The 13,099-nt window shown below is 69.5% G+C and carries 12 protein-coding genes; 4 read left to right on the forward strand and 8 right to left on the reverse strand.

Annotated features, from left to right (window positions below; translation table 11 throughout):
* Positions 1–10: 10 nt before the first annotated feature.
* Both AV521_RS48845 and AV521_RS36430 read right to left on the reverse strand, forming a co-directional pair.
* Complete coding sequence (locus AV521_RS48845; RefSeq protein WP_143658715.1) at positions 11–256, reverse strand: mercury transporter; 246 nt, start codon at positions 254–256, stop codon at positions 11–13.
* The gene (locus AV521_RS36430; protein ID WP_076094769.1) at positions 253–1,221 is read right to left on the reverse strand and encodes an alkylmercury lyase family protein; all 969 of its coding nucleotides are present in this window, start codon (positions 1,219–1,221) and stop codon (positions 253–255) included. The genes AV521_RS48845 and AV521_RS36430 overlap by 4 nt, the downstream gene beginning before the upstream one ends.
* Before the next feature lie 75 nt (positions 1,222–1,296).
* Here AV521_RS36430 and AV521_RS36435 point away from each other — a divergent pair, with 75 nt between their 5' ends.
* Both AV521_RS36435 and AV521_RS36440 read left to right on the forward strand, forming a co-directional pair.
* Entirely contained in the window at positions 1,297–1,695 is a 399-nt protein-coding gene (locus AV521_RS36435; protein ID WP_076094771.1) for a MerR family DNA-binding protein, read from the forward strand.
* Between the two features lie 764 nt (positions 1,696–2,459).
* A complete protein-coding gene (locus AV521_RS36440; RefSeq protein WP_076094773.1) occupies positions 2,460–3,143 on the forward strand; it encodes a hypothetical protein in 684 nt (227 codons plus the stop codon).
* Positions 3,144–4,181: 1,038 nt separating this feature from the next.
* Here the strand turns inward: AV521_RS36440 and AV521_RS36445 are convergent.
* Entirely contained in the window at positions 4,182–4,874 is a 693-nt protein-coding gene (locus AV521_RS36445) for a TetR/AcrR family transcriptional regulator (RefSeq protein ID WP_076094774.1), read from the reverse strand.
* Between the two features lie 53 nt (positions 4,875–4,927).
* Between AV521_RS36445 and AV521_RS36450 the strand changes: the two genes are divergently transcribed.
* Positions 4,928–6,046 (forward strand): NAD(P)/FAD-dependent oxidoreductase, encoded by a 1,119-nt coding sequence (locus AV521_RS36450; protein ID WP_076094776.1) that lies wholly within the window; start codon positions 4,928–4,930, stop codon positions 6,044–6,046.
* A gap of 591 nt (positions 6,047–6,637) precedes the next feature.
* Here AV521_RS36450 and AV521_RS36455 read toward each other — a convergent pair.
* Complete coding sequence (locus tag AV521_RS36455) at positions 6,638–7,252, reverse strand: hypothetical protein (RefSeq protein WP_076094778.1); 615 nt, start codon at positions 7,250–7,252, stop codon at positions 6,638–6,640.
* Positions 7,253–7,970: 718 nt separating this feature from the next.
* Between AV521_RS36455 and AV521_RS36460 the strand changes: the two genes are divergently transcribed.
* A complete protein-coding gene (locus AV521_RS36460) occupies positions 7,971–8,240 on the forward strand; it encodes a low temperature requirement protein A (protein ID WP_076094779.1) in 270 nt (89 codons plus the stop codon).
* A 730-nt stretch (positions 8,241–8,970) separates the two neighbouring features.
* On the opposite strand, the gene AV521_RS36465 is transcribed toward AV521_RS36460, so the two are convergent.
* The 4 genes from AV521_RS36465 to AV521_RS36480 form a co-directional block, all read right to left on the reverse strand.
* Positions 8,971–9,378: a hypothetical protein gene (locus AV521_RS36465; RefSeq protein WP_076094781.1), complete on the reverse strand. Its 408-nt coding sequence runs from the start codon at positions 9,376–9,378 to the stop codon at positions 8,971–8,973.
* Between the two features lie 350 nt (positions 9,379–9,728).
* Positions 9,729–9,845 carry a helix-turn-helix domain-containing protein gene (locus AV521_RS51540; protein ID WP_256725823.1) on the reverse strand — a complete coding sequence of 39 codons (117 nt, stop codon included), beginning with the start codon at positions 9,843–9,845 and terminating at the stop codon, positions 9,729–9,731.
* Positions 9,846–9,929: 84 nt separating this feature from the next.
* Positions 9,930–11,306 carry a cell wall metabolism sensor histidine kinase WalK gene (locus AV521_RS36475; RefSeq protein WP_076094782.1) on the reverse strand — a complete coding sequence of 459 codons (1,377 nt, stop codon included), beginning with the start codon at positions 11,304–11,306 and terminating at the stop codon, positions 9,930–9,932.
* 2 nt (positions 11,307–11,308) lie between these two features.
* Positions 11,309–11,986, reverse strand: coding sequence for a response regulator transcription factor (locus AV521_RS36480; protein ID WP_076094784.1), 678 nt, complete (start codon positions 11,984–11,986; stop codon positions 11,309–11,311).
* Positions 11,987–13,099 lie beyond the last annotated feature (1,113 nt).

A 13,099-nucleotide genomic window follows, 5' to 3' on the forward strand; every position in this document is an offset into this window, starting at 1 on the left:
AACATCCCGATCATTGAGAGCGACCTGGTGGGCGGCAGGACCGCCGGCCGCGTCGTAGCCACCAAGCCACGGCCCCGGTGATCAGCAGCGCGGCGGCGGTGACCGACCAGTTGCTGAGCCAGGCGGCGACCGCGCCCGAGGCCGCGGCGATGATCAGGGCGGGTCCCGCGCAGCAGACGATGGCTGCCGTGGCGGCCGCGAGCAGGGCCGCTGTTCCTCTGCGGGTGGCCGGGTCGTGGCGTTGGGGTGGGTTCATGGCGGTCCGGCCCACGGTGCGGGTGCGGCCAGCAGGGGGCCAAAGATGTCTGCGCCCAAGCGCTCGGCCTCGGCTTGGTCCAGGACGGCGCCGCTGATGCCGGCGTGCTGTCCGGTCCACTGCTCCGCGGTGCCGCGCGCGGTGAAAAAGCGCAGGTAGCCACAGCAGACTGTGGCGGCCGGGCCGTCACCGGGGCGGGTGCCGCAGTAGACCACCGAGGTGGCTGGCTGCCAGGTGGCCCTTCCGCCTGTGAACTCCACGCGGACAGGGTCGCCGGTGACTGGGTCGTTGGAGGTGATGATGGCGTCGGTGCCCAGCATGGCGGGGATGCCGAGCGCGTCGATCGCGCACATCGACCACACCGTCGCGCCGCCGGCGATCTGCACGGCGTGCTCGGTGGGGGTAGCGGAGAACGGGTACGCGGCCTGGATGCGACCGGTGCCGTCCAGGGTGAGGAAGTCCTCGGCGGCCAGCTGGGCGAGCACCTGGGCGGCGCGGACGCCGAAGGGCTCGGCCGCCGACTCCAACTCGGCGGCCGCGGGCGGGGCGCCGGTGGTGGCGAAGGAACGCAGGACGGCCTGCTGCACCGCCCGCAGGCCCCGTTCGACCGGCGCGAGACGACCCCGCCCGGCCCGGCCGACAGCCTGGTCCGCCCCCGTGGTGGCCGTGGTGCCGAGGACCTGCCGCAGCGCCTCGACGGACGGCGCCCCGTCGACCCGGCCGTCCGCTCCCCGGTAGAGCCGGCAGGACAGGCCGGCCGCGGTGCCCGGAGCGGCGAACGGATCGCGCCCGTCGACGAGCAGCGTCGGCGAGCCGTGCATGCCCCTGCGCTCGGCCTCGGCCTGGCCGTCGACCACGTGCCCGGTCAGCTCCACGTCCGCACGGCCGGCGAGGGCGAGCGCCAGCCGCTCCTTGAGTACCGGGCCGTTCGGGCAGTCCGGGACGGTCAGCATCTCCACACGCATCGGCGGCACCTCCAGGTCACGCGGCCCACGCTAGACCTTCCATTACGCTGGAAGGTCAAGGGCTACCGTGGAGGTATGCGCATCGGAGCCCTCGCCGCCGCCACCGGCACCACCACCAAGACCCTTCGTTACTACGAGCAGGCCGGGCTGCTGGCGGACCCGCCCCGCACCTCGGGCGGCTACCGCGACTACCCGGCCCATGCGCGGGCCCGGGTCGGCTTCATCCGCTCCGCCCAGGCGGCCGGCCTCAGCCTCGCCGAGATCCGTGACGTCCTGGCCATCCGCGACGGCGGTCACCCGCCCTGCGGCCACGTCACCGAGCTCCTCGGCCGGCACCTCGCCGACGTGGAGCACCGGATCGCCGAACTGGAGGCGACCCGCGCCACGCTGCGCGAGCTGACCCGCACCGCCTCCACAACCGACCCTGCTACCTGCACCGAGGGCGACATCTGCCGCATCCTCACCGCCGGCTGAGCCGGCACGAGCGGCCCCTGGGGACCATCGCCCAGCCGGCTGCGGTCAGACTCCAACAGCTCGGACTACACCTGCAGCCGCCTGAGCAGAACCGCTGTGCGCCAGTGCTCTCAGAACCCGTGAATATGTCGAACCCCGGCCCGCCCCCGGCTCCCCCCAACTCATGGACAAGCGCTGCCGGCTCTCGTGAACAGTGCCACCCGGCCTGTTCTGAGACGTCGGTGTGCTGCTCACTGCCGTACGAGGGCCTCGCCCCCGCCTGCCTCACAGCCATTACCCGTTGCTCTGGCCGGGGTTGGGACAGGAACAAGGGCATGGGGGGAGCCTTCCGGTCGAGCCGCCATTGAAGGCGAAGTACGCCCCACCGACCAGGGTGGAGGGAGGCCACTTGGCGGCGCTGGCCGCGCTCATGCTCGGTGTCGCCAGGTGGTGCGGGGGGTCTCTGCGCCATCACCGCGGCGGGCAACTCGGCCGCGAGTTCCTTGTCCGTGACAGCGCTCCGCGCGGAGTTGACGACGATCCGCATGCCGTCGGCGGCCAGCCGTCGGGCGACGGCCGCACGGATTCCGGACGACGATCCGCTGGCGAGTGCCAGGCGACTGTCGCTCATCGAAGAATCGTGATGCGGGGCCCCGGACCTCGGCGGCCGGTTCGCGCCGTTTCAGGGTGTTCGCCGGACGTGCCCCCGGGGCCGCGGTTAGCGTGTGGCGCGCCATCCGCGAAGGTGCGGGCGGTGCCTCACGACGTCATGAGGGGGTTTCTCCATGGAGTTACTGCGCAGATCGCGGGCGCGGCTGGTCATCGCGCTGCTGATGGCAGCCGGGCTGGTGCTGGCCGGTTCGGGAGCGGCGAGCGCTACGGCGCGTGCCGAGATTCCGGCGCCCGACGGGAGCGGGATCTCGGCCACTGTGCTGTTCCACGGCCAGGTCGTCCCGCAGCCGTACCACCCGGATCCCGACGCCGCCTTCGGCGACCGCAAGTGTCGGCAGATCTACCACGACTACGACCCGACGCCCGGCTGCGGAGGGTTCAAGCTCGACTTCACCCTGCATAACGTCCGCAGCCGACCCGGCTACCAGGCGGGTCTCTACAGCACCGACTACTACTTCAACTCCTACGCCGACACCGCCCGCACCTTCGGCTGCCTGCGCCCCGACGGCACCTTCGACCACCGCACCGCCTTCGTCGTCCGTAGCGAGCATGAGCAACTGATGCGGACCTACTACTTCACCGAGGCCAACTGGGTGATATCTGACTTGCGTTCGAACCCGACTCAGGACTCGGGGCCGCAGTTCTACGTGAACTTCCCCGCGGTGCAGGTCAACTGCCCCGACGGGATGACCCCCACCCAGTTCGGGCTGAAGGTCACCAACGTCAGCCTCACCATCGCCGACGACAACGTCTTCGGCCACACCACCTGGACCACCCCCGGCCCGTTCTACGCGTAGCCCGCGAGACGGTCGGCCCATGGTGCCAGCGACGGCGTAATTCGCCGTCGTCGGCACCACTTCACCATCCTCCCGAACGCGCTGCTGCGGGACGACCGGCCGACGTAACTGGCGCCGGGCCTGCTGGCCGAGCCGCTGAGCCGGACGTCCGGCTGGGAGACGCACGCTGACGCGCTATCGGACCCGCGCCCGCCGCCACAGCGGCAATGTATTCGGCGAAGGACGTCGCGGTATCTGCGCAGCGCTCGCGGAAGTGGAACCAACGGGCAACACGATCCGGCGGAAAGAAGAGGCGGAGCGGGGCCGCTTCGTCACGGTTGGTGTACGACGTCCCGCAGGGCTGGGGTACCGCTGGCGGTACCCCAGCGGGCGGTACGCCAGCCAGCGTGACGTCGGCGGGCAGTACCTCTTCAGGAAGAAGTGATGACCTGACTCGGTCACCTCGGCGGACCGACGGTAGTGTTGCTCCAACCAGCACGGACGTCGTCGTTGTCCGTCGTCATTGGTCGATATTGGCCTCCCTGGGACGGCCCACAGACGGCCCCGCTCCAATAGCCGCGGGCGTCGCCACTGGGTGAGGCCCTCAAGCTGGCAGGACGGAGCCGGCCGCAAGCAGGCCTTCTCACACTATCGGCTCCGTCACCCTCCACCCCCGCACGGGCATCGCCGCGGCCGGCAGGGGCACGCCGGGCTCCCCCGGCGACTTCAAGTCGCAGACCCGGCCGAAGGCAGCAGTACATACATCACCGTCCGCACCGTCACCGGCCAGCACAACCCGAACGGTGCCGCCCAGACCTACACGGGGGATCGAAGTGGCGACCTCGCGTAGTCAACCATCGTGTATTCCCCGGCGAGTTTGGACCTTTGATCACTGTGGGTAATTGCCGATCGAGTCCGGCGAAGGTACTACCCGCACCTCTCGCTGTTCCGTGCCGACCGGTGCCCCAATTCACCCGCCGCGAAATGGGACCGACAGACTGCCCGCACGGCCCGTGGACACCGACCCTGGCCTCGCTCACATTCGGCAGCAGCTGAGTGTCACGCTGGCGGCCGGGTGAGTTTGACGGCTACGGCGTCGAGGACCCAGTCCAGGCCGGTCTCGAAGGACGCCTCGGCGTCCACGTCCGTGGCGTCGTACACCGCCTTGGCCAGCGCCGGGAAGCGGCCCGTGGCCAACATTCTCGTCACATGCGGGCCGGAGGCACGCTGCCAGTCGCGCTTGGACAGGCCCGTGGCGCGCTCGGCCCGCAGGTTCGCGATCTCGCGCCTGATCGCACCGGTGAAGTAGGCGCTGACAGTCTCCACGGCGCGCATGACGGTGTCGATGTCGGCGAGGCCGTCGACTGCGGCCAGCGTGGCCTCGGTCACGGCGAGGCCGTTCGGACCCAGGGCCGGGCGGCCGCCGAGCAGGTCGGCCAGCCATTCGTGACGGAGAGCCGCCTGTCTGGTCCGGTGCGCGAGGTTACGCAGCGCCTCCCGCCAGTCACCGGGCTGCTCCTCGGGGAGAATCTCGGCCTGGACCTCGTCCACCATGAGGTCGAACAGCTCCTCCTTGGTGGAGATGTATCCGTACAGCCGCATCGGGCCGGCGTTCAGCCTGCCGGCGACCTTACGCAACGACACCGCCTCCAGCCCGCCCTCGTCGGCCAGCGCGATGGCGGCAGCGACGATCCGCTCCCGGTCAAGCGGCACAGGGCGAGTCGGCGGCTCCGGCCGGTCCCACACAGTCATGGTGACATCGTACTGTTGCGATGCATTGCACTGAGAAAATACAGTGTATCGACATGAGACATCGCATCGCCGTGGTCGGCAGTGGCCCTGCCGGCCTTACTTTCGCCCGTGTCCTGCACCGCCATGATTACCCCGTCGCCGTCCTCGAACGCGACCCCGCCCCCGACGCCCGTCCCCCGGGCGGCACGCTGGACCTGCACGAAGGGCTGGGCCAGCTCGCGCTGGACAAGGCGGGGCTGCTGGCGGAATTCCAGGCGCTGTCCCGTCCCGAGGCACAGGCCATGCGCATCCTGGACACGGACGGAACCGTCCTGCGCGACTGGCGACCCCGCCCCGGTGACCGGGCCAACCCCGAGATCGACCGCGGACAACTCCGTGACCTGCTGCTCGGCCCTCTCGACGTCCAGTGGGGGCGGGCCGTGACGCAGGTGGTGCCGAGGACCCGGGACAGCGTACTGGTCCATTTCGCGGACGGGCGACAGGAGACGTTCGACCTCGTAGTCGGCGCGGACGGCGCCTGGTCCCGGATCCGCCCGGCAGTCTCGTCGATGACGCCGCACTACACCGGCGTCACCTCGGTCGAGACCTCTCTGGACGACGTCGACACCCGCCACCCCGACCTCGCCCGGTTGATCGGCGACGGTTCCGTGGCTGTGTACGGCGTGAACCGCTCCCTCGTCGCCCAGCGCAACAGCGGCGGCCACGTCAAGGTGTACGCCAAGTTCCGCGCGCCGCTGGAGTGGCACACGAACCTGGACCTGGCCGACGTCGAGGCCGTGCGATCGAGTCTGCTGGCTCTGTTCGACGGCTGGGCCGCCCCCGTCCTCGACCTCCTCCGCCACGGCACCTCTTTCGTCCACCGCCCCTTCTACGTCCTGCCCGTGTCCTACACCTGGACCCACGTCCCCGGGGTGACGCTATTGGGCGACGCCGCCCACCTGATGCCCCCATTGGGGGTGGGCGCGAACCTCGCGATGCTGGAAGGCGCCGAACTCGCCGAGTCCATCGCCGCCGGCCCTGGAGATCTGGACGAGGCCGTCCGCGCCTTCGAGGAACAGATGTGGGCACGGGCCGGCAGGTGGGCGAAGATCACGACGGCCGGTCTGGAACGCCTCGTGAGCCCGGACCCCGCCGAAGCCCTCGCCCACTTCGACCAAGTCCAGCCATCCTGACTGCCAAGCTCGAGAGCACCAGCGCCAGCACCAACAGCTCCCCACGGCTTCACGGGACAGTACGGCAGCGCCACGGTCCCTTCCAGCAAAGCCACCGTTAGACGAACGCACGGACGCCTGCACCGAACGCAGCCCTCAACCCGCTAACGCCAAAATCCGATCCGATCCTCCTCGCGGGCCCAATTGAGAGTCGTGTATTCCCCAGCCGCCGAGGGGCTGCGGTCACCGTGAGTGGTCTCCGGGGTGTAGTGCCGCCAGGTTCCTCCGGCCTCGGCGGCGAGTCGGGCGGTGGTGTTGTCGTGTTGGCCGAGCATGCGGGCGACCACGGGGGCGGGGGCCTGGAATACGAGGTGGCGGATCGCCGACGCGCGTCCTCACTGGATAGGGAAGCCCAGGTCGCGGAGGCGAATTTCGAAGGTGTCCGAGGTCATGGGTTGTCCGGCCCGTCGGCCTGGGAAGAGCCATCGGGTGCCCGGATTGGTTGCGGTCATGGTGTTCGGCTGCTGGCCCAGGTAGTCCAGCAGCATGCCGGCGAAGGGCTCAGGGACGGGCGACGGTGGGTGGCCGAGCCGGATCTGGACCTCGCCGTCCTCACGGAGAACATCGTGGACGGTGAGCCGCGCGATCCGGGTGAGCGGCCGCGCGTAGAGGAGGAAGGACGAGCGCGGCGGCCACGCGGTCCTGGAGAGGGATGTCCTCGCGGTTGACTGCCTGCCGTAGCAGGATGAGCCGTTGGTGCTGAGCGAGCGGGGTTGGGTTACTGGTGGAGCGGTGCGGAATGGTGACCGTGGGCATGTGGTTGCACCGCATCGCCCATCGCAGGAAGGCATGGGTGAGGCGTCGGGCGGTGTAGCCGCCTGCGTGCCAGTCGTCGACATCGGCCTGCGTGCAGTCGGCGAGGGTTCGTTCGCGCTCGGCGAGGTGAGAGAGGAAGGCGATCGCGAGGAGGATCTCGTTGCGGGCCTGGTGGATCTGCTTGCTGGTGAGCGGGCAGTGGTCGGTCAGGGTGTGCGGGCGGCGCTGAACGTGCCAGGTGGCGAATAGTTCCAGCAGGCGCCGGTGCCCGGGGTAGTCGATGGCGGACAGGTTCTCGGCGAGCCACCGCTGGAACAGCAGCAGCTGCCGGTCGGCCGGGGGCAGGACGCCACTCCGCATGAGCAGGTCGCGCAGACAGGCGACCCACCGCCAAGGGATGAGCTGGCTCAAGCTCTCGTGGATCAGCGGGACTTCGCCGCGGGCGAGGGCGCAGGTTGCAGTGGGCGTGGGAATGACTCGTCCAGGTCAGTCCGCCCCTGGGGCGGCGCATCTGTCGCAGGGCATCGAACAGCGGGAGCGACATGCGGTTGCCCGCAAGCCGGGCGCCGCTGTCGATGCCGCAAGGAGCCTTCAAGCACTCAACCTGAGCTCCGCCGACTGAATGCCCAGACACTGATCGGCCGCCCATGTTGGCCTCCGGGGAAGAGCCAGGGTGGGTTCATCCAGCCGAGGACGGCGTGGCGGCGGCGAACCGCGACCTTCAGTCGGGCCAGTTGCGACGGGAGCGGGAAGCTCGAGCGCCGAGGTGGATGCCGACGGCTCCGTCGGTCTCCTCGATGTGGCCCGACGGCGATCCGGGAGACCGCCGTCAGGCCTGGAAGCCGGCAAACCGGGTAAGGATCCCTACCCCCAGCCGAGTTGCGCGCCATGCGAGACTGAGGACACACGCTGGTGATGCGTCGACGTCCCTCTGGTGTGCGAGCCAGTGTCGCGCAATCCCTCTGCTGTCACCTGACGAAGACCCTCCTGCCTCGGTTCGCCTGTGAACCGTCCGGGACGCGAGGCTGACGCGACTGCAGCAGGTCGCGGCAGCTACCTCGCTCATCTGGCGTCAAGCGCCTGACCGGCACAGCTCAGTACGGTGCGACAGCGGCAGGAAGCGCACAAGATGCCCGAGCAGGACAAGCAGGTCACCTGGGCAGAGTTGTTCTTCGCCCTGGTGTTCGTCGTCGCGGTCGCTCAGGTGGCCAGCCTCCTGCATGCCGACCACCGCCGGCCTGGGGGCGGGCGGGCCGCGGTGGTGCTCATCCCGATCATCCGGACATGGGGCGGCACCACGATGCACGCCAACACGCATGACCTGGAGCGGACCTTCGAACGTCTGGGCGCGTTCGCGTTCGGGCTGTGCGGCCTGTTCATGGCGCTGGCCCTACCGTAGGCATACGGCTCTCGCGGGCTGCTGTTCGGCGCCAGCTACCGGGCGGCACGCCTGGCGCTGCTCTTCCTTGCACAGCGCAGCTACCGCGCCGTCGTGTTCAACCCCTACACCGCCGGCGCCCTCATCACCGGACGCCTGCTTCTGGCCGGCCGGCTGGTCCACGGCGCCGCGCGGGTCGCGTGTGTTCCGGGCTCCACCGTAGGTCCAGGTGGTCCTGGATGAAGGCGCGCAGCTGCGGGCTCTGGCCGATCCACCCGGCCTTGGGGCGAGCCGGGACGGCGTACGGACCATAGGCCCAGCGGGATGCATCTGCGCGCATCGGCAGGCCGTTGCGGCAAATCTCTCGGCAGATCGCAGAGGGGCTGCGTCACAGCTCAACGGCAATCTGCCGGATCGTGGCCTTCTCCCCCAGCGGTCGGCGATGTTCGGTCCGGTCGTCTTGGCGCAGGTAACCGGGACGAACCCAACGGGGACGCCGGCCGCTGAGCTGGGCGGCGCCCCCTTGGTCCTTCGAGTTGCGACGATTCCGCCATCGCTTGCCAGTGCGGTAGTTGATCCCGACGCGTCTACACGCTTCCCGGCTGCTCAGGCCCTGATTGCCCCGGTCTTCCCGGATCCCGAAGTCCACCCCACCCCTTGAGCTGGGATGTCGCAACGGCTCCTAGAACCTGAGGGGGTGCCAGGGGCGCGCAGCCCGTGTGACGAAACCCAGACATCGTGGGTGGTGAAGTCAGCGGAGGGTGACCGTGAACACGGGGGACACCGCACCACCGCCTACCACGCGGAATTGCTTCTTGCCCTTGACGCCCAGATCATCCCGCATTGTGTATGACGTTGCGTATGAGCCGTCCTGGGCGACGGCGGCAGCGGCGGGCAAGCTGACCCACTTGGCACCCTGCTTGTTCTGGAGCATCACCTTGGTGGCGGGCTTGAGGCCGGTCGACGTGCCAGTGATCCTGAACGCCTCCCTTGCCTGGACGCTGCTGACGCTGGCCTTGGCGGTCAGTGTCGCCCTTTGCTCTACGGCACTGGCCGTCTGCGTGGTCGTCAGGGGGGCTCCCACTGCGGCGGTGGCACCCCCCGTCAGGAGAATGACGCCGAGAGCGCTTGCAGCGGCAAGACGGAACGCGTGGTTCATCGTGATTTCCTATCCATTGCTTGGCGTTGAGGCTTTCCTCGATGACAACAACGCCGGGCACGGCCAGTCAGTAGCTGCGCCGTACGAATGGTTCCCACACAATGCCGTCGACGGGGCGAACGCTGCCTATTGCTGGATTCCTCAAACGGTGTACACAAATCGGCGCCGTAGGAAGCGGGGGGGGAGGGTGTGGGTCTTGCGCAGCCGCCAGTGTGCCGAGGGTCCACTCCGGTGGTCCGGACTCATCCGCCGCGGCCGACTCGCCGTCCACCTGCACCGTCAGCCGGCACGATGGCAGCTGTTTCACCAGGCCGATGGCTCTGGAGTGTCCCGCTTTGGTGATCCGAAGCTTACGGCCCTGCCCGCCCAGAGCCTCCGAGCCGTCCAGGCCCGAATCGGTTGAAGCGGTGCAACCAGTGGCGGACCGCCCTGGGGCTGCACCTCAACTCATCCGCGATGACGGGCACTCGCTGTCCGGACCCGCTCAGCTAGACAACGGCAAAAGCGCAGCTTCCGTCGGGGACGTTCGACCTCGGACCGCGTTACCGGAGTCAGGGTTCTTCCGTCGGCAGCAGGACGACCAGCCGGGCGCCGGGCTGGTTGTCCTCGATCAGAGTGCGGCCGTGGTGGGCGGTGACGACTTCGCGGACAATGGCCAGGCCGAGGCCGCTGCCGCCAGTGTCCCGGGAGCGCGCGTCGTCCAGGCGGGTGAAGCGCTCGAAGACCCGTGCTCGGTCGGCCTCCGGGATGCCGGAGCCGTCGTCGGCGACGGACAGGCGAGCAGTGCCGCCCTCACTGTGCAGGCTGACCGTCACCAGGCTGCCTGCATACCGCACGGCGTTGTCGAGAAGGTTGCATACGACACGAGCGAGGGCGTCCGCGTCGCCTCGCACCCGTACGGCGCCGACGGCGTGCTGGTCGATCGGGAACCGGGTACGGCGGCGGGCCTCGCGCACCTCGGTGAAGACGATCTCATCAAGGTCGACGGGGCGCATCCGGATCCGGGGCCGGTCATCGAGTCGCGCCAGCTGGAGGAGGTCGTCGACGAGCCGGGTGAGCCGTTCGCAGTCCCGCAGAAGGGACTCGGCGAGGCGCTGTGCCTCCGGCTTGCAGGCGTGTCGGGCGGCCACGTCGACACGGGTGCGCAGGGCACTGAGGGGACTGCGCAGTTCGTGAGCGGCGTCCGCGACGAACCGCCGCTGCCGCCGGGTCGCCGTGTCCAGGCGTTCCAGCAGGTCGTTCAGTGTCCGCGCGAGCCGGGCGAGGGCGTCCGCGGTTGGCGGCACATCGAGCCTTCGGCCGAGGTCGGAGGCGGTGATCTGGGCGGTCTGGGCCCGCATGGCCTCCACGGGGCGCAGCGCCCGCCCGGTGAGCAGCCACACCACGGCCGTGAGCAGGGCGATGACCGCCGGTGTTGCGGCGGCCAGGCCGGCGGTGAGCCGGGTCAGTCCCTGGTCGACGCCCTCGGTGGGGACGGCCACGTACACCGTCAGCGGGTTGCCGCCCGCACCGGCGGGGACGCCGACAGCCCGCCATACACCGTTCTCGCCCACGGGGATGTCGCGAACGGTGTGCGCTCTAGGGTTACCGGACCGGCTAGCAGGAAAGAAGAACGCCCGTGGCCTGCCGCGCAGGTTCCCCGAACTCGCGACGACGTCGCCGCTGTGGTCGATGATCTGTATGGCGGCCTCTCCATGGCTGGCGGCCGGTATGTTCTTGCTGATCGGCGGGCTGTCGGCGTCTGCTGCCACGACCTCGGCTCGCTGGAGGGCGGTGGTGTCCAGATCATGGATCAGGCTGCCGTGCAACCAGACGACGAGGAGGACCGCGGCTCCGGCCAGGCCGACGGTGATGACCAGGGCCGCAGCGGCGGTCAACCGCAGCCGCAGCGACCTGCGCGCCCACCAGAACCGGGCTCCGGTGGACATTTTCACCCCGTACCGCTGCGCAGCCGGTAACCGGCACCGCGGACCGTCTCGATGGAGTGCCGGCCGAAGGGAGCGTCGATCTTGCGTCGCAGATACCCGACGTACACCTCAACGATGTTGAGATCGCCGTCGAAGTGCTCGTCCCACACATGGGTGACGATGTCCGTCTTGCTGACCACCTCGTCGGCGTGTCTGACCAGGTACTCCAGCAGGGCGAACTCCCGGGCGGTCAACCCGATGTCCTGCCCGCCACGGCGACAGCGGTGGCCGGCGGGGTCCACACTGAGGTCGTCGGCCCGGAGCACCGCAGGACGGGCGGGCGCCCCGCGGCGCAGCAGCGCCCTGAGGTGGGCCACGAGGACGACGTAGGAGAAGGGCTTGCGCAGGTAGTCGTCGGCGCCGAGGTCGAGTGCCTCCGCCTCGTCGTACTCGCCATCCTTCGCGGTGAGCATGAGCACCGGTGTCCAGACCCGGGCACGCCGCAGCCACTTCAGAATCTCGTAGCCGGACAGGCCGGGAAGCATGATGTCGAGCACGATGACGTCATACGACTCGTGCAACGCGCGCCACAGGCCTTCGGTCCCGTCGTGGGCTACGTCGGCGGCGAAGCCCTCCGCCGCGAGCCCGTCAGCGATCGCCGCGGCGAGTCCGCGTTCATCCTCGATGATCAGCGTCCGCATGACTTCCTCGGATCCACCATAGCTGTCTCCGGTGACGGCCGTTGGCTGAGAGGGCTGAGAAACGGGGCGTCGCGCGGTCTGCTCTCAGCACCCGGATCGCAGGGTGGAGTCATCAAGCCGGCACGAGGGAGGGAGGAGCACGATGATGAGCGGTCTGAGGCGGGAACGCCGGAACCGGGTGAGACCGAAGAGCGGCGCTACGAGCGCCTGCGAGCCGAGGGGCAAGTGGCGGACGCAGGAGACGGACGACGAGGAGCGGGAGCGTCAGGTGCGCACCTCGTTCGTCGCCGAACAGCCTTTCGGGTGGTGGTATTAAGGAGAACTTCGAGATCCTGCGGGGCTGACGGCACGGGTCACCGGTGCCGTCGGTTGTGCATGAGGCGATCGCCGCCGCTCGGGTCGCGTCGACGGTGAGATCGGTGATGTCCAGTCTGGGGCCGCCGCACACTGTGTGGCGTCCGTATCGACGTAGCTGGCAGACAGTCCCGGGGCTAGCCCGGTGCCTTCGCCGTTGGGCCAGGCTTCCTTGCGCACCCAGACCCCGACGGAGGCCGGGGCCCGCTCGTCCTCGGGCGGCCGGTCGAGTTCCACCTGCTCCTCGGGGTGCAGCGCGGTGAAGAGGAGTGCGGCGACGCCGGGAGGCGGGACGCGTTCGATGCCGACGCCGACGGGCGAGTCGACGATCACGATCAGGCGGAGGTCCTCGCTGTAGGCAAGGGGTAGTGGGGTGTGCCGTCCACGAGCGCGGGTCGGCCGTGCGGGCCGCCGCACATCCGGGCACGACTGCCGGTTGAGCGCCACCTGACGCGGAGGGACACCGGCCAGAGTCGAGAGCAGCAGCCGGAAGGCGGTGTGCGCGGGGACCTACCGGATTCGGTCCCGTGGCTGGGTGAAGGGGGCGTACGCCGTCTTTCCGGGCCGTCCAGCAGGCACGGGTCCGGCTGCCGGTCCCCGGGTGCGGGACGTGGGAGTCACAGGCGGGGCTCGGGGGCTGCCAGCGGCTCGCCTTCGACGCATCGATTCCACCAGGTCACGCGAGATCCAGGCGGTGATGCGCAGGCTGGCCGTGGTTGATGAAGCTCCTATAGACCGTCAAGCACCCTGAATGAGCGG

This window comes from Streptomyces sp. IMTB 2501, from assembly GCF_001953885.1.
GTDB lineage: Bacteria > Actinomycetota > Actinomycetes > Streptomycetales > Streptomycetaceae > Streptomyces.

Coding starts and splice junctions, on each gene's coding strand:
- AV521_RS36460 (WP_076094779.1), top strand. CDS start 7,971: ATGCCCGAGCAGGACAAGCAGGTCACCTGGGCAGAGTTGTTCTTCGCC.
- AV521_RS36480 (WP_076094784.1), bottom strand. CDS start 11,986: ATGCGGACGCTGATCATCGAGGATGAACGCGGACTCGCCGCGGCGATC.
- AV521_RS36450 (WP_076094776.1), top strand. CDS start 4,928: ATGAGACATCGCATCGCCGTGGTCGGCAGTGGCCCTGCCGGCCTTACT.
- AV521_RS36465 (WP_076094781.1), bottom strand. CDS start 9,378: ATGAACCACGCGTTCCGTCTTGCCGCTGCAAGCGCTCTCGGCGTCATT.
- AV521_RS36440 (WP_076094773.1), top strand. CDS start 2,460: ATGGAGTTACTGCGCAGATCGCGGGCGCGGCTGGTCATCGCGCTGCTG.
- AV521_RS36475 (WP_076094782.1), bottom strand. CDS start 11,306: ATGTCCACCGGAGCCCGGTTCTGGTGGGCGCGCAGGTCGCTGCGGCTG.
- AV521_RS36430 (WP_076094769.1), bottom strand. CDS start 1,221: ATGCGTGTGGAGATGCTGACCGTCCCGGACTGCCCGAACGGCCCGGTA.
- AV521_RS36435 (WP_076094771.1), top strand. CDS start 1,297: ATGCGCATCGGAGCCCTCGCCGCCGCCACCGGCACCACCACCAAGACC.
- AV521_RS48845 (WP_143658715.1), bottom strand. CDS start 256: ATGAACCCACCCCAACGCCACGACCCGGCCACCCGCAGAGGAACAGCG.
- AV521_RS36445 (WP_076094774.1), bottom strand. CDS start 4,874: ATGACTGTGTGGGACCGGCCGGAGCCGCCGACTCGCCCTGTGCCGCTT.